General features: G+C 62.9%; 25 protein-coding genes and 1 tRNA gene. 11 read left to right on the forward strand and 15 right to left on the reverse strand.

Features of this window, described 5'->3' with window-relative positions:
• Window positions 1-33: 33 nt before the first annotated feature.
• The 5 genes from B2V90_RS21815 (at window position 34) to B2V90_RS21835 (ending at window position 3960) form a co-directional block, all read left to right on the forward strand.
• Window positions 34-468 carry a hypothetical protein gene (locus tag B2V90_RS21815; RefSeq protein ID WP_228222410.1) on the forward strand — a complete coding sequence of 145 codons (435 nt, stop codon included), beginning with the start codon at window positions 34-36 and terminating at the stop codon, window positions 466-468.
• 61 nt (window positions 469-529) lie between these two features.
• Window positions 530-1528 carry a threonine dehydratase gene (locus tag B2V90_RS21820; protein WP_228222411.1) on the forward strand — a complete coding sequence of 333 codons (999 nt, stop codon included), beginning with the start codon at window positions 530-532 and terminating at the stop codon, window positions 1526-1528.
• Window positions 1525-2733, forward strand: a complete 1209-nt coding sequence (locus B2V90_RS21825) for a trans-sulfuration enzyme family protein (RefSeq protein WP_228222412.1) — start codon at window positions 1525-1527, stop codon at window positions 2731-2733. Before B2V90_RS21820 ends, B2V90_RS21825 begins: the two co-directional genes overlap by 4 nt.
• 31 nt (window positions 2734-2764) lie before the next feature.
• Window positions 2765-3172: a Co2+/Mg2+ efflux protein ApaG gene (gene apaG / locus B2V90_RS21830; RefSeq protein WP_009821773.1), complete on the forward strand. Its 408-nt coding sequence runs from the start codon at window positions 2765-2767 to the stop codon at window positions 3170-3172.
• The gene (locus B2V90_RS21835) at window positions 3169-3960 is read left to right on the forward strand and encodes a LysR family transcriptional regulator (RefSeq protein WP_228222413.1); all 792 of its coding nucleotides are present in this window, start codon (window positions 3169-3171) and stop codon (window positions 3958-3960) included. The genes apaG and B2V90_RS21835 overlap by 4 nt, the downstream gene beginning before the upstream one ends.
• A gap of 9 nt (window positions 3961-3969) precedes the next feature.
• Here the strand turns inward: B2V90_RS21835 and B2V90_RS21840 are convergent, their stop codons facing one another.
• From B2V90_RS21840 to B2V90_RS21850, 3 genes are all read right to left on the reverse strand, one after another.
• Window positions 3970-4653 (reverse strand): DUF2490 domain-containing protein, encoded by a 684-nt coding sequence (locus tag B2V90_RS21840; protein ID WP_293923108.1) that lies wholly within the window; start codon window positions 4651-4653, stop codon window positions 3970-3972.
• Window positions 4654-4748: 95 nt separating this feature from the next.
• A complete protein-coding gene (locus B2V90_RS21845; RefSeq protein ID WP_228222415.1) occupies window positions 4749-6377 on the reverse strand; it encodes an alpha-D-glucose phosphate-specific phosphoglucomutase in 1629 nt (542 codons plus the stop codon).
• A 69-nt stretch (window positions 6378-6446) separates the two neighbouring features.
• Window positions 6447-7118 carry a spermidine synthase gene (locus B2V90_RS21850; RefSeq protein WP_228222416.1) on the reverse strand — a complete coding sequence of 224 codons (672 nt, stop codon included), beginning with the start codon at window positions 7116-7118 and terminating at the stop codon, window positions 6447-6449.
• 170 nt (window positions 7119-7288) lie between these two features.
• On the opposite strand from B2V90_RS21850, the gene B2V90_RS21855 reads away from it, so the two are divergent.
• Window positions 7289-7747: a hypothetical protein gene (locus B2V90_RS21855; protein ID WP_009821768.1), complete on the forward strand. Its 459-nt coding sequence runs from the start codon at window positions 7289-7291 to the stop codon at window positions 7745-7747.
• Here B2V90_RS21855 and B2V90_RS21860 read toward each other — a convergent pair.
• The 10 genes from B2V90_RS21860 to B2V90_RS21905 all read right to left on the reverse strand — a co-directional run bounded on the left by B2V90_RS21860 (window position 7723) and on the right by B2V90_RS21905 (window position 19244).
• Complete coding sequence (locus B2V90_RS21860; protein ID WP_228222417.1) at window positions 7723-9516, reverse strand: carboxypeptidase regulatory-like domain-containing protein; 1794 nt, start codon at window positions 9514-9516, stop codon at window positions 7723-7725. The genes B2V90_RS21855 and B2V90_RS21860 overlap by 25 nt on opposite strands.
• Window positions 9513-11612: a DUF4175 family protein gene (locus tag B2V90_RS21865; protein WP_293923110.1), complete on the reverse strand. Its 2100-nt coding sequence runs from the start codon at window positions 11610-11612 to the stop codon at window positions 9513-9515. Before B2V90_RS21865 ends, B2V90_RS21860 begins: the two co-directional genes overlap by 4 nt.
• Entirely contained in the window at window positions 11609-12757 is a 1149-nt protein-coding gene (locus B2V90_RS21870; RefSeq protein WP_228222419.1) for a BatA domain-containing protein, read from the reverse strand. Before B2V90_RS21870 ends, B2V90_RS21865 begins: the two co-directional genes overlap by 4 nt.
• A 5-nt stretch (window positions 12758-12762) precedes the next feature.
• Entirely contained in the window at window positions 12763-13650 is an 888-nt protein-coding gene (locus B2V90_RS21875; protein ID WP_228222420.1) for a DUF58 domain-containing protein, read from the reverse strand.
• An 11-nt stretch (window positions 13651-13661) separates the two neighbouring features.
• Complete coding sequence (locus tag B2V90_RS21880) at window positions 13662-14651, reverse strand: AAA family ATPase (protein WP_228222421.1); 990 nt, start codon at window positions 14649-14651, stop codon at window positions 13662-13664.
• 127 nt (window positions 14652-14778) lie between these two features.
• Window positions 14779-15477, reverse strand: coding sequence for a DUF4159 domain-containing protein (locus B2V90_RS21885; RefSeq protein WP_228222422.1), 699 nt, complete (start codon window positions 15475-15477; stop codon window positions 14779-14781).
• 16 nt (window positions 15478-15493) lie between these two features.
• Window positions 15494-16828 carry a TldD/PmbA family protein gene (locus tag B2V90_RS21890; RefSeq protein ID WP_228222423.1) on the reverse strand — a complete coding sequence of 445 codons (1335 nt, stop codon included), beginning with the start codon at window positions 16826-16828 and terminating at the stop codon, window positions 15494-15496.
• A gap of 21 nt (window positions 16829-16849) precedes the next feature.
• Window positions 16850-18484, reverse strand: coding sequence for a TldD/PmbA family protein (locus tag B2V90_RS21895; protein ID WP_293923112.1), 1635 nt, complete (start codon window positions 18482-18484; stop codon window positions 16850-16852).
• 277 nt (window positions 18485-18761) lie between these two features.
• Window positions 18762-18838, reverse strand: a tRNA-Pro gene (locus B2V90_RS21900).
• 106 nt (window positions 18839-18944) lie between these two features.
• Window positions 18945-19244, reverse strand: coding sequence for a JAB domain-containing protein (locus B2V90_RS21905; protein WP_228222569.1), 300 nt, complete (start codon window positions 19242-19244; stop codon window positions 18945-18947).
• Between the two features lie 161 nt (window positions 19245-19405).
• Here B2V90_RS21905 and thyA point away from each other — a divergent pair, with 161 nt between their 5' ends.
• The 4 genes from thyA (at window position 19406) to B2V90_RS21925 (ending at window position 24175) form a co-directional block, all read left to right on the forward strand.
• Complete coding sequence (gene thyA, locus B2V90_RS21910) at window positions 19406-20353, forward strand: thymidylate synthase (RefSeq protein WP_228222570.1); 948 nt, start codon at window positions 19406-19408, stop codon at window positions 20351-20353.
• 120 nt (window positions 20354-20473) lie between these two features.
• Window positions 20474-21763, forward strand: a complete 1290-nt coding sequence (locus B2V90_RS21915; protein WP_228222571.1) for a 3-methyl-2-oxobutanoate dehydrogenase (2-methylpropanoyl-transferring) subunit alpha — start codon at window positions 20474-20476, stop codon at window positions 21761-21763.
• A gap of 125 nt (window positions 21764-21888) precedes the next feature.
• Window positions 21889-22893, forward strand: coding sequence for an alpha-ketoacid dehydrogenase subunit beta (locus B2V90_RS21920; protein WP_228222613.1), 1005 nt, complete (start codon window positions 21889-21891; stop codon window positions 22891-22893).
• Between the two features lie 4 nt (window positions 22894-22897).
• Window positions 22898-24175: a dihydrolipoamide acetyltransferase family protein gene (locus tag B2V90_RS21925; protein ID WP_228222572.1), complete on the forward strand. Its 1278-nt coding sequence runs from the start codon at window positions 22898-22900 to the stop codon at window positions 24173-24175.
• Between the two features lie 15 nt (window positions 24176-24190).
• On the opposite strand, the gene B2V90_RS21930 is transcribed toward B2V90_RS21925, so the two are convergent.
• Complete coding sequence (locus tag B2V90_RS21930; protein WP_228222573.1) at window positions 24191-24937, reverse strand: class I SAM-dependent methyltransferase; 747 nt, start codon at window positions 24935-24937, stop codon at window positions 24191-24193.
• 61 nt (window positions 24938-24998) lie between these two features.
• Entirely contained in the window at window positions 24999-25478 is a 480-nt protein-coding gene (locus B2V90_RS21935) for a hypothetical protein (RefSeq protein ID WP_228222574.1), read from the reverse strand.
• A 157-nt stretch (window positions 25479-25635) separates the two neighbouring features.
• Here B2V90_RS21935 and B2V90_RS21940 point away from each other — a divergent pair, with 157 nt between their 5' ends.
• Window positions 25636-26790 carry an AI-2E family transporter gene (locus B2V90_RS21940; protein ID WP_037542715.1) on the forward strand — a complete coding sequence of 385 codons (1155 nt, stop codon included), beginning with the start codon at window positions 25636-25638 and terminating at the stop codon, window positions 26788-26790.
• Window positions 26791-26805 lie beyond the last annotated feature (15 nt).

Raw genomic sequence — 26805 nt, forward strand, 5'->3', positions numbered from 1 at the left:
ACTTTGTCGCTGCCAGTCCGATTTAAGGAGAAAATGGGGTCGCAGATAATGATGATGGATTTGCGGCGCGACCATGACGGTCTGCGCCGGATAATGCACGATTTCGCGCTGATGATGCATAGCGGGCAGCTGAAAGATATGCCCGACGTCGCACGACGGCGCATCGCCTTTTCCCAAGGCTTTCGCGAACATATGGCGCGGGAAGACGCAATGGTGCAGACATTGCGCAAACGCCCCCTGCTGCCTGAGGCTAGTCAGGCGTTGCGCGAACATGGCCGCGCCATCGTCGCCCTGTTTCTACGCTACAGCGATCATATCAAGATATGGACGCCCGCTCAGATCGAGGCGGACTGGGCAGGCTATCGGGCAGCGGTGCTGGAACTGCAAGAAGGTCTACGCGACCGGATGGCATGGGAAGAACGGCACCTCCACCCGCTCCTGATGCCGAAAGATCGAATCGCTGCCTGACGGGGCCAATCAGGGCATATCGGTCCTGTCCTTCGGGACGGCGACTGCATAGAGAGATAGAATGACTGATCTCTCGCTCCCATCGCTTCGCGCCGCCGCCGACATGGTTCATGCACAGGTGCCGCCAACGCCGCAATATGCCTGGCCATTGCTGGCGGCGCGGACGGGGTGCGACGTGTGGATCAAGCATGAGAATCACACGCCAACGGGCGCATTCAAGGTTCGCGGTGCCATTCCCTATATCCACTGGCTGCGGCGCACGCATCCCGATGTCACTGGCGTCATCACCGCAACGCGGGGCAATCATGGACAGGCGCAGGTTCGCGCGGCGCGTGCGGCGGGGCTGTCCATCACGATTGTCGTGCCCCACGGTAATGCGCTCGAAAAAAATGCGGCCATGCGCGGACTGGGCGCAACGCTGATCGAGCATGGCCATGACTTCGACAGCGCCAAGGCGGAGGCGCTGCGGCTGTCGGAGGAACAGGGGCTTTACATGGTGCCGGCCTATCATGGCGAACTGGTGCGCGGGGTTGCGAGTTACGGGCTGGAGCTGTTCGACGCGGTGCCCGACATCGACACCGTTTATGTGCCCGTGGGCTGCGGATCGGGCTTATGCGGCACGATCGCAGCGCGGGACGCGCTGGGGCTGAAAACGAAAGTGGTCGGCGTCGTGTCGGCCCATGTCGACGCCGCTAAGCGATCGTTCGAGGCCGGGAAGCTGTTGGCCAGTGCCACCGCCCACACCTTCGCCGATGGCGTTGCCGTCTGCACGCCGGTACAGGAAGCGCTTGATTATTTTGGACCGCGCGCCGACCGGTTCGTTGCCGTCAGCGACGACGAGGTCGCCGATGCGATCCGTATTTACTGGGAAGATACGCATAATCTGGCCGAAGGGGCTGGCGCGGTGGCGCTCGCAGCGCTGATCCAGGAAAAGGACCGAATGCGCGGCAAGACGGTTGCGGTAATCCTGTCGGGCGGTAATGGCGACCGGAGCCAGATGGCCGAGATATTGGGCGGCGCGACGCCGTGCGTTCAGCAGGATATGCGAAGGGCAATATGAAGCGGAAGAGCGGACAGAATCCGGAAATTACCAAGAACTGGAAGCCGGCGACGCTGGCGGTTCGAGGTGGGACCGCGCGCAGCGAATATGGCGAAACGTCCGAAGCGCTCTTCCTGACGAGCGGCTATTGCTATGACCGGGCAGAGGACGCTGCCGCGCGCTTCGCCGGTGAACAAGTGGGCATGACTTACAGCCGGCTCCAGAACCCGACGGTGGAGATGCTGGAACAGCGCATCGCCCTGCTGGAAGGGGCAGAAGCCTGTCGCGCCACCGCCACGGGCATGGCCGCGATGACGGCCGCGCTGCTGTGCCAGCTGTCGGCGGGCGATCATGTCGTAGCGGCCAAGGCGGCGTTCGGCTCCTGCCGCTGGCTGGTCGACACGCTGCTGCCCAAATTCGGCATTGCGACAACGACCATCGACGGGCGCGATACCGCCGCGTGGGAGGCTGCGGCGAAGCCCAACACCAAGGTCTTCTTTTTCGAGACACCCGCCAATCCGACCATGGACGTGGTGGACATCGCGGCGGTGTGCGCCATCGCGAAGGCGCGGGGGATTACGACCGTCGTCGACAATGCCTTTGCATCGCCTGCGTTGCAGCGACCGATGGAATTTGGTGCCGATGTGGTCGCCTATAGCGCGACCAAGATGATGGACGGGCAGGGTCGCGTGCTGGCTGGCGCAATCTGCGGCACGCGCGACTGGATCGATTCCGTTCTGCTGCCCTTCCACCGCAATACCGGGCCGACGCTGAGCGCGTTTAACGCCTGGGTGGTGCTCAAGGGACTGGAAACGCTGGACCTACGGATTCGGCGGCAAAGCGATAATGCGCTCAAGGTCGCCCGCTTCCTGGAGGGCCGGCTGCCGAAGGTCAATTATCCGGGGCTGGAAAGCCATCCCCAGCATGTCCTGGCGATGCAGCAAATGGACGCGGCAGGCCCGATCTTCTCGCTCTATGTCGGGGGTGGCCGGGCCGAGGCCCATGGATTGCTGAACGCGCTGGAATTGGTCGATATAAGCAACAATATCGGCGATTCCCGGTCGTTGATGACGCATCCGGCGTCGACCACTCATTATGGCATGGCCGAGGAGGCACGGCTGGAAGTCGGCATTACCGAAGATATGCTGCGCCTGAATGTCGGCCTGGAAGACGCCGATGATGTCATCGCCGACTTCGATCAGGCGCTGCGAGCGATAGGTCGTTGACCTTCCGGGGGGCAGGGCGCATCTGTCGGCCATGACGACCAGCTTTGCGCTCTTCCCCTTCCACGCGACGACGCGCGATATCGGCGTGCACGTGGCCGTCACCTATCTGCCCGAACAGTCGGAACCGGACAGGGGGCGCTGGTTCTGGGCCTATCATATCCGGATCGAGAATAGGGGCGATCAGCCGGCGCAGTTGCTGACCCGCCATTGGATCATCACCGACGGACGCGGCAATCAGCAGCGCGTCGACGGCGATGGCGTGGTCGGGGAACAGCCGGTGGTGCAGCCAGGAAAAAGCTATGATTATGTTTCGGGCTGCCCACTCGCGACTCCGACCGGGTCGATGAAGGGCAGCTATCGCATGATCGGGCTGGACGGCGAGATATTTGAGGTGAAGATTCCGCATTTCGCGCTGATCGCGCCGGCGATTGCCGAATGAAGCGAACGCATCTGCCGCTGAATGGCCTGCGCGTTCTGGACGCTGCCGCACGTCATCTGTCCTTCACCCGCGCCGCCGACGAACTGGCGGTGACGCCGGCCGCCGTTGGTCAGCAGATCCGTGCACTGGAGGATATGCTGGGCGTCGTGCTGTTCCGGCGCACGCCAAAGGGGCTGGAACTGACGCCGGAAACCGAAGGCGGACTGGATGCTTTGCGGGCCGGCTTCCTGCAATTTGAAGAAGCTGTGCGGGCGATGCAGGCTGGGCAATCCAGCAGCGCGCTCACCATTGCAGCGCCGCGCGACATCACCGCCAAATGGCTGCAACCACGCCTTGCCGCCTATGCCGCGAGCCAGCCCGACCTGACATTTCAACTCATCGCTGCGGACGATGCGCTAGATTTCACTGAGGCAAATCTGGATATTGCGCTGCGGCTGGCGGATGGTCCCGCCGAGCATGAGGGAGTGAAGATCGGTGATCCCGCTTATGTGACAGTGGAGGCGGCGACCGGTGGTCCCGATCTGCGGATCGACTGGCCGGGCTGTCCAACGGACGATCGGCCGGCGATCATTCGCGTTGCCGATGGCGGTTTGGCGATCGAAGCGGCTGCAAACGGGTTCGGACGCGCACGGGTGCCGCAGCTGCTGGCGCAGGCGGACCTCGATGCCGGGCGGGTGCGTCAGGTGGGCGATCCATCGCCCACCCTACTCGCCTATTGGTTGATCGCGCCGCTGCCGCAATGGCGGCAGAAAAAGGTCAAGGCGCTGGTCGAGGCGCTGACCGCCTGACCGGATTCATCAGTGTCGGAAGAACAGGGTCACGGACGCGACGTGATTGACGCGCGTGTCGCCACCGCGCTCGTTGATGACTTGGTTGAGATAGCCCACTTCCAGCGTTGAAGCACCGGGCAGGCCAACCTCTGCCCCAATGAAGCTGCGCAATTGGTCAAAACCTCCGCGCACGCCCCAGTCGGTATCGTTCAGCGCGATGAAGCCCTCCGCATAGACCAGCGCGTTGAGTGCATCGCTGCCCGGCTTGAGCGGCTTTTCATAGCGGAGCATTTCCCGCAGTCGCCAGCCCATGTCATCGCCATCGGAGCGCCATCGCTGCTCGAGGCGTGTGCGGGAGGACAATTTGCCTGCCCACGGCTTGCCGAGCGTCCAGTTGATCTGTTGAAAGCTGCGCTCTTCATTCACGTCCTTGCCGCTTTCGACCGGCACCACAATATGGGCAAAGCCCTGATAGAGCGTTACGGAGGGTGAGAATTTCCAGCCCATCGCGCCGCGGAACAGCGCCTGATCGATCCGCGATATGCCATCGCCGACGCGCGGCTGTATTTCGGCGAAATAGACGAGGTCGTCCTTGATCGAGCCGATGCTGGTGAGGTTCAGCCAGAATTGTTCATCCTGACTGGTCTCGGCGTGAGCGGGCGCGCCGAGACAGAAGGCGAGCGCGGACAGGGAGAGGATCAAACGGCGCATGATGGTCCGGGACCTGGGCGGTAACAAGGTAGCAGCCTTTAGCCCCCCGATGTTTCCCGGCCATGTCTGCGCCGTGACTTACTGTCCCCAAGCGATCAGGTGATGACGCTGGGACTGTCCATGCCGGTAAAGCCGCTGATGTCGGCGACCTCCTGTGCCGCAGCGATCAGGGGCGCGAGCGCAACAGCCGTTTCCATGCCTAAATCACCATCCGCGGCAACATAGCGTTCGATATAGACGCGCAGCGTGGCGCCCTCCGTGCCGGTGCCCGACAGTCGGAAGACAATGCGCGAGCCATCCTCAAACAGGATGCGGATGCCTTGATTTTGGCTGATCGATCCGTCGGTCGGATCGGTATAGGCAAAATCGTCGGCGCTGCTGATCGTGCCGCCACTGTTGCTGGTGCCCGAAAGGGTAATCAGCTTGTCGCGCAGCGCCGCCATCAAGGCGTCGGCCCTGTCCTTGGCGATCGCTTCATAATCGTGCCGGGCATAATAGTTGCGGCCATAGGTCGCCCAGTGATCCGCCATGATGGCAGCGACGCTCTGTTTGCGCGCGGCGAGGATGTTGAGCCACAGCAGGACCGCCCAGATGCCGTCCTTTTCCCGGACATGATCGGATCCGGTGCCCGCACTTTCCTCGCCGCAGATCGTCGCCATCCCGGCATCGAGCAGATTGCCGAAGAATTTCCAGCCTGTGGGCGTTTCGTAGAGCGCGATGCCGAGCTTTTCCGCCACGCGATCCGCCGCGCCGCTGGTGGGCATGGATCGGGCGATGCCCTTCAGCCCGTTCGCATAGCCGGGCGCAAAATGGGCATTGGCGGCGAGGACGGCGAGGGAGTCGGAGGGCGTGACATAGCAATGGCGCCCGATGATGAGGTTGCGGTCGCCATCTCCGTCCGAGGCCGCGCCAAAGTCGGGCGCGTCCGCCGCCATAAGCCTGTCATAGAGCCCTTTGGCATGCACCAGGTTGGGATCGGGATGGTGATGACCAAAGTCGGGCAATGGGGTGCCGTTCATCACGGTGCCGGCCGGCGCACCGAGGCGACGCTCGAAAATCTCGGTCGCATAGGGTCCGGTCACCGCGCTCATGGAGTCGAACGCCATGGAAAAGCCTCCGGCGATCAGCGCCTGGATAGCCCCGAAGTCGAACAGGCTTTCCATGAGGTCGGCATAGGCGGCGACGGGATCGACGACCTCAACCACCATTTCGCCGAGTTGCCGGACACCGAGCCTGTCGATGTCGACGTCGGCTCCATCAATGATTTTATATCGGTCGATGACTAGCGATCGCGCGGCGATGGCGTCTGTCACCTTTTCAGGCGCGGGGCCGCCATTGCCGATATTATATTTGATGCCGAAATCCTCGTCCGGACCGCCAGGATTGTGGCTGGCCGACAGGATGAGGCCACCAAAGGCGCCCGCCGACCGGATCAGGTGCGAGGCGGCAGGCGTGGAAAGGATACCCTCCCGGCCGACGAGCACGCGGCCAAAGCCGTTGGCTGCCGCCATCTTGAGCACGGTCTGGATGACTTCGCGGTTGAGATAGCGTCCATCCCCCCCCAAAACCAGCGTCTTGCCCTCGAAACCGTCCAGGCTGTCAAACACCGACTGCACGAAGTTTTCCGCATAATGCGGCTGCGCAAAGACGCGCACTTTCTTGCGCAGGCCCGAAGTGCCCGGCTTCTGGTCGGTGAAGGGGGTTGTGGTAACGGTCTGGATCACGCCGGCATCCCTTGCATCATTGAATATGTCCTTTTCGCGCGACCAACTGCGTCCTGCAATGGCGCATGTTCAGCCTTTTTGTGCAAACCAGATGACGTGGCGCGGTCCCTTGCCATTATCCCGGGCGCGGACAACCATTTCCTCGACGTGGAAGCCAGCGGTGCGCAGGCGTCGCGTGAACGCGTCGTCGGACCCGGCCGACCAGATGGCGAGGATGCCGCCGGGCCGAAGCGCCGCGCGGGACGCCCGTAACCCCTTGCCGTCATAGAGCCGGTCATTGGCGGCGGCGGTGAGGCCGTCGGGACCATTGTCGACGTCGAGCAGGATCGCGTCATAGCTGCCCTGCGCATCCGCGATCACGTTCACGACATCGTCGATCATGAGATGTACGCGCGGATCGTCCAGGCATCCTGCCGCAAGGTCCGCCATCGGGCCCCGCGCCCATTCGATGATTTCGGGAACCAGTTCGGCCACGGTGATGCGTGCGTCGGCCGACAAAGCGCCCAGCGCGGCGCGCAGGGTGAATCCCATGCCATAGCCGCCGATCAAGAGATGCGGGGCTTTCCGATCGCGCAATCGTTCGATCGTCATCAATGCCAGCTGCTTTTCCGAACCGCTCATGCGGCTGCTCATCAACTCGTTTCGGTCGAGCACGATCATATGATCGCCACCGCGTCGATAGAGTTTGAGCTCCTGTCCCCCAGGAACTGTGGCAGAGCCCAGATATTCACGCGGCGTCATTACGATGTCCTAGCATTCCAAGATCAAGACGTGCGCATGGCAGCTTGGCTTCCGTCGCGCAAATGCTACAGGCGATCGCGTGCACTGGCCGGTGGTTGGCCGACCAGCGCCGGCGATGCTATCCGCCGTCTCCTCTCGTTTCCGACTCTCCACAGGCAGCCTTTTTCTTCATGCGCTATTTTCTCGACACCGAATTCAACGGCTTTGGCGGCACGCTGATCAGCGTGGCCCTGGTGCCGGAACATGGCGATCAGGAATGTTATGTATCTCTGCCGTTGCCAGAGGTGATCGAGCCATGGGTCGCGGGGCACGTCATTCCCTATTTGCGCCACGTGCCACCGGGCATCGACCATGAACTGGATCGGGTCGAGGCGGCCGACCTTGTCGCCACTTACCTGGCCGGCGACTCCGATCCGGTGATTATCGCGGACTGGCCGGAGGATCTGGCGCATTTCTGCGCGTTGTTGGTGACGGGGCCGGGGCGGATGGCCGGGGTCGATTTCGGCCTGAAGCTGGAATTGATCAACGCCGCGGGCTTCAGCGCAGCGGCGAACAGCCGCGTCCCGCACAATGCGCTGCATGATGCGCGGGCGCTGCGTGACTTTTACATGCTTGACCGGGCCGGCTGAGACCGCCCGACCCGGCTGCGTTCCAGCCACCAGAGCAGCGCGCTGACCAACAACCAGGCGATGCCAAAGGGCCACGCCGTGCCGGGGGCATTGCGGGTCGCTTCGCTGGCGATTGCCGGGGCATTCGGGAGCAGCAGGGTTGCGTCTCTGTCGCGCGCGCTGCGCATGGCCGGCAGCGCGTCGGCGGGCTGAACGTAAAAGGGTGCGTTTCCATCCTTGGTGATGAGCCGATGCCACCCCGCTTTGACCGGCCAGAAAGCGGCGCACGCCCCGACAGGTTGCAGGGCAACAGCGGAACCGTCAGGCTGCTGCACCGATGCGCGAAGCCCTGTTCCGCAGAGCGACAGGCGTTCGCCCGCCCAACTGATCGCAGGGGGCGAGGCGGGGCTTGGCGCGGGTCGTATGACAGCGCGGGCCAGCGCTCTCCACCAATCGTCATACAGCGTCGCCCGCCCGGTCAGGACCAGCGCATAGCTGTCGAGCCCGGTGAAAAGCGCCACTCGTCCCAGGCCCTGCGCTCGCCATGCGGCAATGGGCGCGTCACCCCCATCTTGCAGAAGGGCTGCTGATGTCATGCCCAGGGGGGAAAGCGCGAGCCGGCTGACGTCTGGAATGAAATCGGCCGGCAGACGCATATCTTCCGGCGCCGTTTCGGTCGCGATGCCAAGGCGTGTACGGGCGATCGAAGCGGGAGCGGGTTTGGGCAAAACAAGCGGCGAAATACTGTTGGTGCCGGTCAGAGCGAAGCCCAGGTTTCGCCACTGCGATCGGGTTGTGGCATCCAGCGGGCCGGTCGGACGCAAGATCATGCCCAGGCCGTTGCGCACCGCCGTCATGAGCGCGGCGCGCCGTCCGCCCAGGGCGATCCAGCTGCGATCGTCGATCACCACGAGGTCGAACCGCGCGAGCGTGGCAGGATTGAGCGAGATCGGGGCGTCGCCTAACGAAATGCCTCCGCCTGCACTGATCTGACTTGTAACTTCGAACCCGGCGTCAGTCGCCCAGCGGCGCAGATATTTGATTTCCGGTCCCGGAGCGGCGGCGAGGAGCAGGAGCCGCAAGGGTTTTGGATCGCGCACGGTCAGGGGAACCAAAGCCTGCGCGAGAGTGCGGCCATTGGTTCGGACCCGCAAGGTGAAGAGGCTGTTTCCGGCCGCCCTGGCCGTGCCCGTCAGGCGGACATGCCCCTGCCGGTCGGGCGAGGTGACATCCGTCACGCGCCCGGCCGTATCGAGCAACTCGACGACCATGTTACTCGATGGCGTGACCATGCCGCCTACCCCGAAGCTTTCCCCCGGCGCAGCAACGGGTGGGGGTGTCACAGACACTATCCCGGCGGGCGGGGGGTGCGGATTGAAATCGACGTCGAGCCCGGACGCAGCGTCCATATCGCGCGGGGTGAACCCCGACCCCAGCACCGTGATGCGCCGGACCTGCGGATGCCGGCGCAAGGCGGTGGCCAGATCGGGAACATGCTCGGCGCCCTGCATGTCGCCGGCTTCGGGGAGCGCCAGGGTGGGCGCACCGGCGGGTTCGGCGAGTTGCGGCGCACCGGCCGTCGCGACGCGGATTACGTCGCCGCCAACCGGAACGGGCGGAGGATACAGGGTGAGGAAGAGCAACGCTGCGCAAACGGATTGCAGGAGAAGCAGCGCGATCAGGCGGGGCCGATGCGGCTGCGGCGACGCGCGATGCCACAGGATCAGGCGGACGGCCGCAAGCAACACGGTCAGGACTAAGATTGCCGCAGTAATATGTTCAATCGTCATGATCCGCCGCCCTGAAGAGCTTGCAAATAGCGTGCGCCCATGGCGTCGGGCCGCTGTCTCGGCATGGGCTGGCCTATCGGCCGTTCCATGGCGGTCCAGAGGAGGCCTTGCAGGCGAGCGCGGCAGGCTGCGCAACGTGGTTGCTGCCGGACGGCGTCGATCGCGGCGGTCAGCGCGAGCGGATCGGGGAGCCGCCCCGCGTTGGCGCGGACCCAGTTGCCGAGCGCCGTCGGGTCGGGAACCGCGTCGCCTTCCAGCGCGCGCCATGCCGCTGCGGCAGGTCCATCGCTGCGTTTGATTCCCACGAGTTGAAGCGTACGGTTGCCAATGCCTTCCCGGTCGCCGGTCATCCGCCGCGTCGGATCGATAGGCGGGAGTTCCGGCCCGACGCGCGACAGGAAGATGCGGGTCGCCTGTTGCACCTCCTTGATGAAGCGTAGGGCACGATTGGCATAGGGCAGCGCGAGGTCTGGCCGACCCTGTTTGAGTTCCCGCTCCGATCCCCACATTTCGTCGACTGCTTTTTTCAGGATCGCCCGCGTTTCCGGATCGAGGCTGGAGGCAGGCGATTCATCATGGGCATGGCCAAATTCCGCCAGCACATCTTCAGGCGCTCCGAAACCTGGGCTGTGCCTGACAGGCGGCCCGTGATCGTGGCCATCGCCGTCGAAATGATGTTCGGCGTCGGCAGTGGGCAGCTCGGGCTCACCTTCTTCCTCTCCGCCGAGGAACTGGCTGTAGCGGCCCCTTAGTATCTGTTGGTCGTTGCCGATCGTGCCGGATTTGGCGAGATAACGGTCGGACGACAGGGCGCGCTTTTGTTTGAGCAGGGCTTCGGCGTCGATGATGATCTGACGCTGGCTGCGAAAATAGGCCGGGAGAGTGGTGTTGACCATGCCTTCCAGGCCACCGCTTTCGGGCGCGCGCGCCGAAGGCCAGCGCAAGATGAGGCTAGGGCCGCGCACTTCTTGCGGTGAAGGGGTGCGATTGTCACGGACGATCAGTTGGACCACCATGTCCCCACCGGCGGAAAAGCCGAAAGAAGAAAAATTCAAAACAGGGGCGAACCGCCGGTCCTGTGCCGCGCCGGTACCGCTGACAGGAATTTCACGTTCCGAAAAGGTCACATTCTCGCCTTCGCCGATCGCGAGCGTGATCCGCAAGCGCGCGGACGATGCGACGCCATAATCATCAGTTGCAGCAAAGGCGGGGGTCCAACTATGCTGGCCAGCTTTTACCACAGTCAGCGCAGGGGTGAGCGCCTTCACCTGCGGCGGGTTGTCGGGCTGCGCATCGATGCGGTGGAGCGGCGGGGTGGGCCCCCGATCAGCTGCGGGATCAACCCGATAAAGAAATGAGCGGTCAAGCGTCAGGCCCGCGACCCAGTTGTCGCCATCGCGGCGAAGCGTCAGAGGCTTGCCATCTACCAACAACAGGCGCGGGCCTTGCGCTACCGGATCGAACCGCAACGTCCATTCAAGGCGCGAGCCTAGCGGCGCCTGCACGTCGAGTTTGGCGGAATCGCGCTTGGGCAGCTCCGTATAGGCTGGGGGCAATATGCGCAGGTTCTGTGCGACGAGACGCGGGAGACCGGGCGCGGTAGCGATGCCTTCCTGGCTGGGGGCGAGACGTGGTGGGCCTTCACCTGGCCTCGGCCAAAGCAGCGCGCCGGCGACGATGACGGCTGCGACGCAAAAAAGACCGAGCAGCCATTGCTTCGACCAGCGGGGGACAAGGTCGTGCGGCGAGGCCTGATCGAGCCGGTCGGCTATACGCGTGCGTTGTAGCGCCTGAAGCGGTGTGATCGTTGTTGGTGGGGAGAAAAGCAGGGCGCTGCTATCCTCCAGTTCCGGGCGACTCGCGTCCAGGCGGTGGATGAGCCATGCGCGGTCCAGGCGCGTGGCGCGCCTGCGGGCGAGGACCAGCGCGAGCGCGCCACCAGCCAGAAACAAGGCGGCTGCGGCAGCGAGACCTGAGATGCGCCAGGCGATAGCCGTCAGCGCGGCCAGGACGGGGAGGGCGAGGCCAAGCGTGTCGAGGAAGGATCGACGCCGCGCCGGGGCGACCCAGTGGGAAAAAAACCTTTCAGCGCTCATGGCGCTATGCTCCGACTGCGTCGGGACGCAAGCCAGCGTTCGACGCCAAACAGCAGCGCAATAATCAAGGCGAGCCATGGCGCGAGCGGTTGTGGCGGCAAGTCATAGGCACGCGCCCCCGTCATTGGAGCATAATCGCGAGCAGCAACACGATCGGGTGGGGGGGATGCAGGGTAGAGTGCTGTACGGAGGTGTAGGGGGAAATCCGCGTCGAGCAACAGCGGCATGGCATCGGGGCGGAGCGGGCGGGTCAGGCGAAGCACGTACCCTTGGTCAAGGCGTGCCGCTTCGCCCAGCGGCAAGCCGTCCTCGTCGCGCCAGACCGTAACGAAGCGAGTGCTTTCGGACAATTGGGCGTCGGATGGCAGCAGCAAAGTGCCGCCTTGAGATACCCAGTCTCGCACAGCCTGCGATACGCTGCCGGCTGCCAGCCAAGCCAGGCTCTGCCGGTGATCGGGCAGCGGGTCGGTCAGGTCGGCGCTGGGGGGAGCATCCTTTTGCTTCTCAAGCTGCCATGCGTCGGCGACCGCGCGCAGATAGCGCGCGCCGTCCCTATGCGCTTCGTCATGACGGACGGAGAGTGATCGCCCAGGCGGTTTGGAGGATGAGCGCTGTGGCATGGCGCCTGGCTGGATTTCCCACTTCACCGAACGCGACAGCCGGATGCGGTCGGCGTCGGCACCCGTGATGATCCGTGGCGTCACGATCGTCAGGGCTGCGCTCTGTGGCAGATCGGCGTCCAACTGTCTGATCAGACTGGCGACGGGAATGCGACCGTGCGGTTCGGGAGCGTCGATGTTCGGGAAACCGGGAGCAAGCCAGTGAAGCCGGGCGGCGGGATAGGCCGCTGGGTCGACTTGCGCGCCGGGAAGAACCGCAACATAAGGTCGGTCATCGGCAGCGCCCCAAAGCACCGGCCGGGCCAGAAGAAGTGCAAGCAACGCGAGGAGCAGCAAGCGCACCAGCAAAAGGGGCCATTCGTCGAATCGCAAGCGGGAGCGCGGCCGTGGCTTCTGGCGCAGCCAGCGTAGGGCAGCGAAATCCGTGGGCAGTTGTTCGCTGCGACGGGCGATATGAATGACCAGCGGGACGATCAGCGCAGCCAGCGCCGCTAGAGCGGCGGGAAACAGAAGCCCAAAACCCATCGCGCTCAATCCACCGTGCCAAGCGCCGCAAACAGGCGACGCAGGGGCAGATCGACAGCCTCATCCAGCACATGCGCCACGTGGCGTATACCGGTGGCGTCCAAACGGGCGTGCAGCGCGTCCCGCGCAGCGCCAAAGCGGGCAAGGAACTCTGTGCGCAGCGCGGCGCCGTCTGCGAGCAGTTCCTCGCCGGTCTCCGGGTCGCGGAATCGAAAGCCTCCCGTGAAGGGAAAGTCCCTTTCGGCGACCGTCAGCATCTCGATCACCAGCGTTTCGCGCCCTGCCGATGCCAGCTTCTCCACCAAGGCCACGGCTCCGTTGTCGAAACAGTCGCTAAGCATAATCACGAGATCATGCGTGCCGATCCTTTCCCACAAGGGGCCTAACTGATCGTTGGAAGCGAAGGTCCGGGCTGCGGCTATGTCCAGCAACTCCAGCATCATTCGGTCGCGCTGGCGTAATCCCGTCGCGGGAGGGACCAAGCGCAGCCCTGAATCACCCAGCGCGATGAGGCCGAACCGATCGCCCTGCTGCATCGCGAGTTCGCCGATGGCCGCAGCGATCGCCTTGGAGGCATCCAGGCGGCTGTAATCGGGTCGCGCGGCATCGCTCTGACCCATCGATGCGCTGGCGTCGATCAGGATCCAGATCGCGACCGGACTTTCGCGTTCCGCTTCGCGCACGAAGAATTTGTCGGAGCGAGCGTAGAGCTTCCAGTCGATCTGTCGCAATTCGTCGCCCGGTTCATAAGCGCGATATTGCGCGAATTCCAGGCCCGCGCCCCGGCTATGGCTTTGATGCAGGCCGATGCCGTGCGACCCCACGGCCCGACGCGTGACGAGGCGCAGGCCGCGAAGGCGGCTGCGCACGTCTGGGGGGAGGAAGTCGGCCATGGCTGCGCGGATCAGGCCAGAGGCACCGCACGAACGAGCGCGGCAACCACGTCGTCAGCGCTGCGTCCCTCTGCTTCCGCCGCGAAGGAGAGCAGAAGCCGATGCCGCATGACCGGCGCGGCGAGCGCGGCGATATCCTCGCGCGTAGCGGCGAGCCGCCCTTGCAGCAAAGCCCGCGCCTTGGCGCAGAGGATCAATGCCTGTCCGGCGCGCGGGCCTGCGCCCCATTTCACATATCTGCGGATTTCTTCCGGCGCGGTATCGGCGGGACGGCTGGCGCGAACGAGGCGGGTGACCCAAGCCAAAAGATCGTCGCTCAAATGCACATCGCGGACCAGCTTCTGAAGGGCGAGTACTTCCTCGCCCTGCATGACCGTCGGCACCATGCCGCCGCCTGCGCCGGTGGTTTGGGCAAGAATGGCGCGTTCTTCCTCCTCGGTCGGATAATTCACGCGGACATGGAGAAGAAAGCGGTCAAGCTGCGCTTCGGGGAGGGGGTAGGTGCCGGCTTGCTCGAGCGGATTCTGGGTCGCAAGCACAAAGAAAGGGCGGGGAAGCTGATGCGTGACGCCGGCATAGCTGACAGTCTTTTCCTGCATCGCCTCCAGCAACGCCGCCTGGGTTTTGGGCGGCGTGCGGTTGAGTTCGTCGGCGAGCAGCAAATTGGTGAAGATCGGCCCCTGCTGAAAACGAAAGCTGCGATGGCCGGTGCCATGATCCTCTTCCAGCAATTCGGTGCCAAGGATATCGCTTGGCATCAGGTCGGGCGTGAATTGAACCCGGCGGAAATCGAGTTTGAGCGCTTCGCCCAAGGATCGGACGAGAAGCGTCTTGCCCAGACCCGGCACGCCTTCGAGCAGGCAATGTCCGCCAGCCAGAAGACCGATCAGCAGTTGCTCCACGACATCGGCCTGTCCGACGATGGCCTGGCCAATGGCGGCACGCAAGTCGGCCAGGCGCGCGAGGCGAGCCTGGATATCGGCTTCGGTAAGGTCGGTCATGATAGTGATGGCCCTTGTTTGACAGTGTCATCCCCGCGAAAGCAGGGTTCCATCTCCGAAAGGTGCGGAAATGGAGAGCGCAGAAGGTAAGTACCCGCTTCCGCGGGAATGACGTGCGATTGGAAAGTCACACCGACAGCGCGTACATCACGATGTTGACGGCGAATTTCGTATTGTCCTCGGCCAGGAAGCGTTTGTTGCGCCAGTCATAGTCCCATTCGCAGCCATAATCCTTGTTGCTGTAAAGAACGCCCAAGCGGCCATTCACCTCTATGCCCTTGAGATACTCATGGACGAGGTCGTCGCCCCAGCCATTGAGTTCGAGCGCGGTATTGGGCGGGCCGTCGAATTTGAAGAAGCTGCGATAGATGCCGTGGCTGTCCGGCAGTTCGACAAGGGCCCTGGGGCCGAAAATCTTGGCCATCTGGGCTTCGAACGAGCGGGCGAACAGCCCGTCAATGTCGTGATTGCAATCGTCGACCATGACAAAGCCGCCGCTGCGCACATAGCGTTCGAAATTCCGTCGCTCTGCCGGCGAAAATTCCACCAGCTTGTGACCGGCCATGTAACAGAAGGGCGCGGTCAGCATCCTGGGATCAGACAGCGCGATCACATGCTCCTTGGGGTCGACGCGCAGGGTGGTGTAGTCGATGAGCGAAGTGATGATGTTGGACGGCGCGCGCTGATCAACATCCCAGTCGCCCGAATCATAGCGGAGGCGGGTGAACCAGAAATCATAGCCACCCGTTGCCGCGGCCAGCGGCCTGGCCAGCATAGCGCTGGACAGGCCGCCCGCCATCAACCGGAGAAAGTCGGCGCGCGTCATCCTCCGGCCGACCCCCTTACACCGCGTCCGAAAGCGAGGTGAAGGTGAAGTCGCGTAGCTTCATCGGCGGAATAACCATGGTGGTATCCGATTCGTCGCTCTTCACCCTGACCGGTTTGCCGAATTCCTCGACATTGTTGAGCATGATCACCGGGCTTTCATTGAAGCGGAAATTTTTCACCGGATATTTGATCTGCCCATTTTCGATGTAGAAGGTGCCATCGCGGGTCAGGCCGGTGAGCAGAACGGTCTGCGGATCGACCATGCGGATATACCAGGTGCGCGATACCAGGATGCCGCGTTCGGTCGTGCGAATGAGGTCGGCGGTCGACTTGGTGCCGCCTTCCATGATGATGTTGCCGAACCCGGCCTGTTCGGGCCTGCCCTGCTTTTGCGCCCAATAGCGGCTATAGTTCATGTTCATGAGCTTGCCGTTCTGGATGATGGGCATTTTCTTGCGCGGCAGGCCTTCGTCATCCCAGGGGTAGACTGCTGCGCCCGGATAGGCCGGATCGGTGAACATCGTCACCTGCGGGCCGTAGACCTGCTCGCCCAGTTTGTTGCCGCCGCCCTTTTTCGACAGGAAGCTGCGCCCTTCATCCGCCGACCGCGCGTCGAAGAAATACATCATGAAGGCGACGAGGCCAGCCGCAGCCGCAGGCTCCAGGATGACGGTATATTTGCCCGGTTCCAGCGCCTGCGCACCGGCAGAGGCGCTGGCCTTGCGCATGGCGACGCGGATGTCCTCGCCCGCGTTGAACTGGGCGACGTCCTGGACATTATGGCCGACCCAGCCAGATCCGCGACCATCCGGCGTGCGCACCGTGCAGGTATAGTCGCTGCTGGTCGACGTCTGATAGCCGTAATTGCCCTTGCTGTTCATGAAGGCGACGAAGCCGGCCTGATCTTCCAGATAGCCCGCAGCCACCAGATTTTCCGCGCGGCACGGCCCGATCGAATCGCTGGCGACCTTTGCGCGATACGCCGGGTCGATGGCGGCGGTCGGCGCGCTGAAGGTGTTGGTCTTGAGATATGTCTGCTGCGGCACCGCGGGCATGAATTCAGGGTTTTCCGGTGCCAGTCGCGCCAGTTCCTCGGCGCGCCGCACCACCCGCTGGAGCGAGGCGTCGTCAAACTGGTTGATCGTGGCGGTACCCACGCGCTTGCCGAACGCGACCTGAACCGCCAACTGGATATCATCGGTCACACCGGCGGTCGATACGTCGTTGCGGGCGAAGCGGACATTGCCGCGCGTCGCGCCATTTAATTGCGCGGTGCATTCGTCGGCCTGCGAAAAGCCGACAACCTTGGTCAGGATCGCCTTAGCCTGCGCTTCGGGAAAGATGCTCATCTGTTTATCTCCTAAAGCGTATCAGCCGAGCGAACGCGCGGTGTTGATGACGTTGATGCCATTGAAGCGCGCGGTCGAAGAGCCGTGCGATACGGCGGACACCTGCGCGGGCTGGCCCTTGCCATCGAAGAAGGAGCCGCCGAGGCGATAATCGCTGGCGTCACAGACGCCCGCGCAGGCGTTCCAGAATTCGGGCGTGCGGATCTGATAGGCGACATCCTCGATCTGCTGGCCGATCTTGCCATTCTTGATCTCGTAGAAGAGTTGGCCGCCGAACTGCGCATTATAACGCTGTTGGTCGATCGAGAAGCTGCCGTCGCCGATGATATAGACGCCGTCTTCGACGTCGGCGATCATGTCGGTAACGCTCATTTTCTGCTTGCCGGGTTCCAGGCTGACATTGGCCATGCGCTGGAACTGCACATTGGACCAGCTGTCAGCATAGCAACAGCCGTCCGATTCCGTCTTGCCCTCGATATGCGCCTGATCGCGGATCGCCTGATAGCCGACCAGCTTGCCGTCGCGGATCAGGTCCCACTTCTTGGTCTTCACGCCTTCATCATCATAGGCGACGGCGCCAAGGCTGCCAGGCTGGGTCTTGTCGGCGACGATGTTCACCTTGTCGCTGCCATATTGGAAATGGCTTTGCATCTTGTCCATCGTGGCAAAGCTGGTGCCGGCATAATTGGCTTCATATCCCAGCACGCGATCGAGTTCGAGCGGATGGCCGACCGATTCATGGATGGTGAGCCAGGTGTGCGACGGGTCAAGCACCAGGTCATATTTGCCCGGCTTGACCGAAGGTGCGGCAATCTTCGCCTTGGCCTGCTTGGCCGCGGCGATCGCGTCTTCCTTCATGTCATAGGACTGGCCGTAGACGGTCACGCCGTTGGGCAGCACGGTCTTGCCCGATGCAGCGCCGTCCAGATATTCAAAGCCCAGGCCCATGGGGGCGGAAAGGCCTTCGCGGGTGCGGAACTTGCCGCTTGCCTGATCGACGGCGGTGACTTCCATCGGCGCCCAGATGCGGTGCACGTCCTGGTCAATATAGCTGCCGTCGGTGCTGGCGAAATATTTCTGTTCGTTGACGAGGAACAGCGTGGAGCGTATGAAACTGGCCCCAGCATCCAGTGCGGCGGCGTTGACGCCCATCAACAGATTGACCTTGTCCTTGATCGGCACGGTCATGCTGTTCTTGACGATCGGCGTGCGCCAGCTGACTTCGCCCACGCCCTTGACGGGCGCGAGTTGCACCGGCGCGCTCTGGCCCGGCGCATTGGCCTTGGCGATAGCGACGGCTTCGCGCGCGGCCTTCGCTACGGCTTCTGCCGTCATGTCGTTGGTGGCGGCAAAACCCCATGCGCCGTCAGCAATGACGCGGACGCCGACGCCGGTCGATTCGGTGTTGACGATGTTTTCCACATTACGTTCGCGCGTGATGACGAACTGGCGCAGATAGCGACCGATGCGCACGTCAGTGTAGGTCGCGCCGGCGCTTTTGGCCGCATTCATCGCGGCGTCCGCCAATTGCTTCTTCACCGCCACGTCTATGGCGCTGTCCAGCGCTTCTGCGGCGATGACCCGCCCAAAAGCGGCCGGCAGCACGAGGCCGCCCACGCCCATGGCCCCGAAGGCCAGAAAATCGCGTCTATGCAAGATGTGTCTCCCACCTGCCCATGCCCGCATGATGCGGGTCGGATTATGCCGAATATCTGGCCACTGGCCGTATTGGCTTGATAAGACGGCATCATTGCCGCCGGGACGGGCGGGGTCAAACATCTTTTACGATCGGACAACTTTGGTTCCGCCGCTTTCGACACATGTCATCTGTCGAAAATAGTTATGCTGGATGAAGGCGCGCCCAACAGCGAATAGCGGACACGGCAAGAAGCCGGTCCGCTGTGATTTCCGCGTCATTTGCCGAAAAGAAATGTGGTCGGGGAAAGAGGATTTGAACCTCCGGCCCCTGCCTCCCGAAGACAGTGCTCTACCAGGCTGAGCTATTCCCCGACCGATGCCGAAGCCGCTTTCGAAAGCGGCCCCGTAAGGCAGGAGTGCGCCTATAGAGACGGCTTTGCGGGCTGGCAAGCGGGCAGGCGCGCTTTTTTTATGCGTTTTAGAGGAGACCGGCGGCGCGAAAGCTGAACCACTGATCCCCGGCGGCGATAAGGTGATCCGCCACCCGCAGGTCAAGTGGTCTGACGCTGCGGATAATCGCGCGGGTCAGGGTGATGTCGTCAGGTCCTGGCGACGCGGCCTGATGCGGCGGGCGGCGCTGTATGAGGGCAATCCAGTGGTGGCCGTCGACTACCAGGTCGGGCAGGACCGCCGTCCAGTGATGGCGGACGGGCAGAATGCGCCGGGGGCGCCACCCATTATCCAGGATCGTCACGGCAAAAGCGCTGGGGCCAGACATGCCGCGACTGTGGGGTCGGCGGGAGGTGCATGGCCAGACCCAAGCCGATCCGCTTCGGGAGTATCGCGCCCCAACAATATCCGTTTCGGACCCGGCATTGGCTGAGCGTTCCCGCTGATATAGAGCGAGCCCAACAAGACTCAATTTCACAGGATGTCGTTTTGACCGAGGCACATGGTGCGCCAGCGCCCCATTATGAGCAGCAATATCTCGACCTCATGCGGCATATCTGGCTGCATGGTGATGAGCGGATCGATCGGACTGGCGTTGGCACGCGATCGATATTGGGGGCGACGCTGCGCTTTTCGCTGGCAGGGGATGCAGTGCCGCTGCTGACTACCAAGCGGGTCTACTGGAAGGTCGCCGCGCGTGAGATGCTCTGGTTTCTGACCGGCGACACTAATATTCGCGAACTGGTGCGGCAGGGCGTGCATATCTGGACCGACTGGCCGCTCGACGCCTATCGCCGGGCGACTGGTGAGGCGATCGACCGCGACTCGTTCGAGGCGCGCATCATCGAGGATGCCGATTTTGCCCGGCGATGGGGCGATCTGGGGCCGGTTTATGGTGCGCAATGGGTGAATTGGCCGATCTATGAACCGGCAGGCGACGGGCTGTATCGCAAAGCCGAGATGGGACGAAACCAGATAGCGGAACTGGTCAATGCAATCCGCTCCACCCCCGGATCGCGCCGATTGCTGTTTACCGGATGGAATGTCGCGGAGGTGCCGCAGATGGCGCTTCCTCCCTGTCATATGACCTATCAGTTCCAGGTCGCGGACGGAAAGCTCAATGGCCTGCTTTTTCAGCGTAGCTGCGACCTGGGACTTGGATTCGCCTTCAACATTTTCGGGCTGACGATGATCACTCGGATGCTGGCGGAGCAGTGCGATCTGGAGCCGGGCGAAGTCATTTGGCAGGGCGGGGACGTGCATCTCTATCTCAACCACGCACCGCTGGTGGAGGAGCAGTTATCGCGTATTCCGCAAGGCGCGCCGACATTACGGATCAATCGGCAGCCTTCATCCATTTTCGATTACAGGATCGAAGATTTCGAGGTGCTGGATTACAGCCCGCAAGCCCATATCGCTGCGCCGGTCGCCGTGTGAAAACCGACATCGACAGCGACAGGTAAAGAGTAATTTGGGTCAGCAAGGCTTGCCTTCCGGTGCATTGAAATATAATATCCGCCTAAAGCAATATTATTGCAATGCACCATAGGAGCCAGGATGAGCGATCCCATTGGATCAGTGGAAGGACAGGCCGGGCGCAACCTGCCTCCGCTAAAGTTGCACGTTCCCGAACCGCCGGCGCGGCCTGGTGAGGCGGCGGACTTCACCCATTTCGATATCCCTGCTGCTGGCGCGCAGCCGCGACCCGATGAGGCTGCTCAGCCGGCCGACATGCGCGATATGGCCTATGGGCTGGTTCGTGTGCTGGATGACGATGGACAGGCCGTCGGCCCCTGGGACCCGCGCCTGCCCGCCGAAACATTGCTCAAGATGCTGCGCTATATGGCGTTGACCCGCGCATTCGACGCCCGGATGTTTCGCGCCCAGCGACAAGGCAAGACCAGTTTTTACATGAAGTCGACGGGCGAGGAAGCCGTGTCGATCGGCGCAGCGATGGCATTATCGCGCGACGACATGTGCTTCCCCAGCTATCGTCAGCAAGGTATCCTGATTGCACGCGACTGGTCCCTCGTCGACATGATGAACCAGATTTATTCCAACAAGGGCGACCGTATGAAGGGTCGCCAGTTGCCCATCATGTATTCCGCTCGCGAGGCGGGATTCTTCTCGATCTCCGGCAATTTAACGACTCAATATCCCCAGGCCGTCGGCTGGGCGATGGCGAGCGCTGCGAAGGGGGATACGCGGATCGCGGCGACCTGGTGCGGCGAGGGATCGACGGCCGAGGGCGATTTCCATTCGGCCTGCACCTTCGCCAGCGTCTATCGCGCGCCCGTCATCATGAATGTCGTGAATAATCAGTGGGCGATCAGCAGCTTTTCAGGATTTGCCGGAGCGGAGGCGACGACCTTCGCCGCGCGCGCCGTGGGCTATGGCATTGCGGGGCTTCGCGTCGACGGCAATGACGTACTGGCCGTCTATGCCGCAACGCGCTGGGCGGCCGATCGCGCCCGCGCCAATGCAGGTCCGACGCTGATCGAGCATTTCACCTATCGCGTGGAGGGGCATAGCACATCCGATGACCCATCCGCCTATCGCTCCGCCGAGGAAAGCAGCCAATGGCCGCTGGGCGATCCGGTTGCGCGGCTGAAGCAGCATTGCATTGCGCTCGGCATCTGGGACGAGGATCGCCATGCCGCGATGGACAAAGAACTGGCCGAACATGTCCGCGACGCTGCGCGCGAGGCGGAGAAGAACGGCATATTGGGCCATGGCTTGCACCATCCTATGGAGAGCATGTTCGAGGATGTGTTCGAAAAGATGCCCTGGCATCTGGAGGAACAGAAGCAGCAGATGCTCGACGAATGGAAGGCGGCCGGCCTGTGAGCAAAGCGAACGAAACTGACGCTGCGAGCAAAGCGAACGAAACTGACGCTGTGAGCAAAGCGAACGAAGCCGGTGTTGTGAGTGAGGTCATGGCACAGGGCGCGGCGCGGTCTGACGCGCGGCAGATGAACATGATCCAGGCGATCAACAGCGCGTTGGACGTGATGATGGACCGGGACCCGGACGTCGTCGTCATGGGTGAGGATGTCGGCTATTTCGGTGGCGTGTTCCGCGCCACGGCGGGGCTTCAGCAAAAATATGGCAAGAACCGGGTGTTCGACACACCTATCACCGAATGCGGGATTATCGGCGTTGCGGTGGGGATGGGCGCCTATGGACTGCGCCCGGTGCCGGAAATCCAGTTCGCCGACTATATCTACCCCGCGCTCGACCAGCTAGTGAGCGAGGCGGCGAGGCTGCGTTACCGCTCGGCGGGCGAATTCATATCGCCGATGACCGTGCGATCGCCCTTTGGCGGCGGCATCTTTGGTGGCCAGACGCACAGCCAGTCGCCCGAGGGTATCTTCACGCATGTATCGGGCGTCAAGACGGTGATCCCGTCCACGCCCTATGACGCCAAGGGACTTCTGATCGCGGCGATCGAGGATAATGATCCAACGATCTTTTTCGAGCCCAAGCGCATCTATAATGGCCCGTTCGATGGCCATTATGACACGCCGGCGAAAAGCTGGGCCGGGCACGCCGAGGCGCAAGTGCCACAAGGCTATTATCGCATCCCGCTGGGCAAGGCGCGCACAGCGCGGGCGGGCGAGGCGCTGACGATCCTATGCTATGGCACGATGGTGCATGTCGTCGAGAACACTGTCGCGGCGGTGGGCATAGACGCGGAGATCATTGATCTGCGCACGTTGGTGCCGCTGGATATCGAGGCGATCGAGATGTCAGTGCGCAAGACCGGCCGCTGCCTGATCGTGCACGAGGCGACGCGCACCAGCGGGTTCGGGGCGGAACTGCTCGCCCAGGTTCAGGAACGCTGCTTTTACCATCTCGAAGCGCCGATCGAGCGCGTTACCGGTTTTGACACGCCCTATCCGCACAGTCTGGAATGGGCCTATTTCCCTGGACCCGTGCGCATTCGCGAGGCCATCACCAAGATCATGAAGGATTGAGCGCATGGCTCTCTTTACATTCAAGCTGCCGGATATCGGCGAAGGCATTTCCGAGGCCGAGATCGTCGGCTGGCACGTCAAGGTGGGCGACCGGGTCGAGGAGGATCAGCCGATCGCCGACATGATGACCGACAAGGCAACGGTCGAAATGGAAAGCCCGGTCACTGGCACGGTCGTACGACTGGCCGGCGAGCCAGGCGATCAGGTGCCGATCGGGTCGATGCTTGTCGAAATCGAGGTAGAGGGCGAAGTCGCTGCTGCGCCGCCGCCGAGCGAAGAGACGATCGAAGCGGAAACGCCGGGCGAAGCCATGGTGGAGGGGGCCGCTGCGCCATCAGCGCAACCCGCGCCGACCCCTGAACCCGACTCTGCGCCGACATCTGCGCCCGCGCAACAGCCAGTCGCGGCCGCTGTAAAGGACCAGCCGATTCTCGCTTCGCCCGCGGTCCGAGCCAGGGCGAAGGAGTTGGGTATCGACTTGGGCCAAGTGAAGCCCAGCGGTGATCATATCCGCCATGCCGACCTGGACGCCTATTTGCTCTATGGGGCCGGGCAGGGTTACGCGCCCGCCGGACGCTCGGCACGGCGTGCGGACGAAGAGGTCAAGGTGATCGGCATGCGCCGCCGGATCGCGGAGAATATGGCCGCGTCAAAGCGTCACATTCCGCATTTCACCTATGTCGAGGAAATCGACGTGACTGCGTTGGAGGAGTTGCGCGAACAGCTTAACGCTGGTCGCGGCGAACGGCCGAAATTGACGATGCTGCCGTTGCTGATCGTTGCGATCTGCAAGGCGATCCCGGATTTTCCGATGCTCAATGCCCGCTATGACGATGAGGCGGGCGTGGTGACGCGCCATGGCGCGGTGCATCTGGGCATGGCGACGCAGACCGATGCCGGACTGATGGTGCCGGTGATCCGCGACGCACAGGATCGCAACGTCTGGCAACTGGCATCCGAAATCCGCCGGCTGGCGGACGCGGCGCGCAGCGGCAAGGCCAAGTCTGAAGAACTGAGTGGATCGACGCTGACGCTGACGTCGCTCGGGCCGCTCGGCGGAGTGGCGACTACGCCGGTCATCAACCGGCCCGAAGTCGCGATCATCGGGCCCAATCGCATAGTTGAACGCCCGGTGTTCCGGGGCAAGGAGGTCGTCGCGGCAAAGCTGATGAATCTGTCAATCAGCTGCGACCATCGCGTGGTCGATGGCTGGGACGCGGCGAGCTTCGTGCAGGCGGTGCGCAAATTGCTGGAAGCGCCGGCGTTCCTGTTCGTCGATTGATCAACGGGAGGGCGTTTATTTCGTCATCACGACGACCGCGCCCTCTCGCACGTCCGGTTTGAAGATCATGCGGGCGGCACGGGCGAGCATCTTCCAGCGGCGCTTGCTGAACCATCGGCCCGAATAGTCGCGCGGCTGGTAGAAGGTGCTGTAGAGGAGGGACGGCATCGGCAGGACGCGAAAGCCTGTGAAGCCTGCATCCCGGCCACGCGCCATGATGAGATGGGGTGGCATGTCGCGTTCGTTGACGCCGAACCGCGCCATCGCCGCAATCGATTCCACCGACTGGCTGTGGCCTTCGCCGGGTTCGTGGGTGATGAGAATGCCGCCCGGCTTCAGCGCGCGCCAGGCCGCATGAATGGCGAGCGCCTCGTCCTCCGCATGATGCAGCGAGTCGAAAAAAATCGCCGCGTCATATTGCGCGCCCAGCTCCATGTGCTCGAAATCCCCACACAGGAAGTCCGTGCGCGATCCGACATCATTGATCCGCGCATTATCCCGCGCCACGGCGATCATGTCGGGGGCGATGTCCTGCCCTGTCACCTGATAGCCTAGGCGCGCATAGAAGATGCTGGTCCAGCCGCCACCGCAGCCCAGATCCAGGATACGGGCGGGAGGCGGTGGCAAAAGGCGCATGATGAAGCCGATGGCGGCCAGATGAATGCCGCACTCCGGATCGGAAAAAGGCTTGTTGAGCGAATGGTTGACGCCCTGGGCGCCTAGATTGGCGAGGTAGGCGCGCTCGGCGTCTTTGGGCATCATGGGGTCTCCGGTCGGCGCATCGCCCTAGGATAGCTGGCGATCGGCCTCAAGCCCCGGCGTTTTATCGCAGGGTGAGCCGATAACTGAGCCGGCCGGTTTGGCCGGGTGCCGCCTGCGCCAGTGGCCAGCGTATATGCGTGACATCGGCCGGGACGGCGCGGCGCACGCCGCCCAGAGGGGTTGGCAACCACAAGTCTTCAAGCCGTCCCCAATGCGCACCGCCATCGACCGAAATCTGCATCACCGGATCATCGAGGTCGGGTTCCGATCCATTCGGGACGGGGCGCGTGATGGCGACGTTGCGCAGCGGCGCTGGTCCGTCATTGCGCCAGTCGAGAATGACGATCAACTGGTCGCCGCGCATCGGCCTGTCGGCAGTGGCGATTATGCGGCGTGGGCGGCCATTGATGTCCGTGGCAACCCGCTCGACGAAGGTTTGGCTTGTCAGCCGCAGGGGCGGTTGCGCCGAAGCGGGAATAGCGAAGGCGGCCACACCGGGGATCACCATCGCAACGATAAGCCGCAACGATATGATGTTCATGCCCCGTCCCCCATTGCCGGCGCCATCCAAAATAGCGTGCAGATGCAAAAAATTGGTTAAGTGACTGTTTTCCTTTCGCGCGCTCTTGGCTTTGCAAATTGACGCGAGGGAACGGGCAGCGCACATCCATTGTGTGGACGGCAAGAAAGAATCGGGCGTGACGGCGGCGGAACAACAGGAAATCAACCGGCGGCGCGATCGGTTGCTGGCTTCGATCGCGCTGTCGACAGGGCTGGGCTTGATCCTCGCGCTGCCTTTCGCGTTACGCGCGGGGGCGGAATTTTTCCTGCCGCTGACGGCCGCCCTGGTCATAGCGATCGCCCTAGTGCCATTGCTGGAATGGATGGAGCGGCGCGGCCTGCCATCGGGCGTAGCGGCATTGCTGTCGGTGATCGGCTTTCTGCTGGTGGCCAATACCGCGCTGGTTCTGATCGTCGTGCCCGCCACGGATTGGTTCAGCGCGCTGCCGCAGCGCCTGCCGCAGATCCAGGCGAATTTGGCGCCGGTGATCGACCTTTATTCCAATCTCCAGCGCTTCGTCGATGAAACCCTCCAGATGCTGGCGACAGGCCCGGTCGCAGCGGCGCAGACGGCGGTTGTGGACGCGCCGCGATCACTGTTGCAATTCGCCGCGACGTCAGCGCCAGCGGCGATCATTCAGATGGTCTTCGCCTTGCTGATCATCTATTTTTTCCTGGCTGGGTGGACCCGGCTGCGGCGGCGGACGATCAACAGCCGGGGCAGCTTCGACGGGGCAATGGCGGTGGCCCGCGTGATCCAGAATGTGGTCGATGCGACATCGGCCTATGTCATCACGATCGCCACCATCAATCTGTGCCTGGGCCTGGCGGTCGCGGTGGCACTGTGGCTCATCGGCATGCCTTCGCCGTTGATGTGGGGTGGGATCATCGCCCTGTTGAACTTCGTACCCTATTTCGGGCCGATGCTCGCGGCCGCGCTGCTGGCGCTGGGCGGATTGATGGTGTTCGACGATGTGTGGTTCGCGCTGCTTCCGGCAGCGCTGCAGATCGCGTTTCACCTGGTCGAGGCCAATGTCGTCACGCCGATGCTGCTCGGGCGGCGATTGACCATGAACCCTTTGCTGATCCTGGTGTCGCTCACTTTTTGGGGATGGGTATGGGGAACGCCCGGCGCGTTGCTGGGGGTGCCATTGCTGATTATCTTGCAAACCGTTGTGGCGGCCGCCGGAACGCCCGATATAGCCGGTTTCCTGTTCGAGCAGGGGACGCTGACGGTGCCGCGCATGAAAGAAAATGCGGATAAAGAGGAAACAGATGTTACGGACGGTTGACAGTATCTTCTGTCC

The organism is Sphingobium sp. UBA5915 (assembly GCF_002431195.1).
Classification (GTDB): domain Bacteria; phylum Pseudomonadota; class Alphaproteobacteria; order Sphingomonadales; family Sphingomonadaceae; genus Sphingobium; species Sphingobium soli.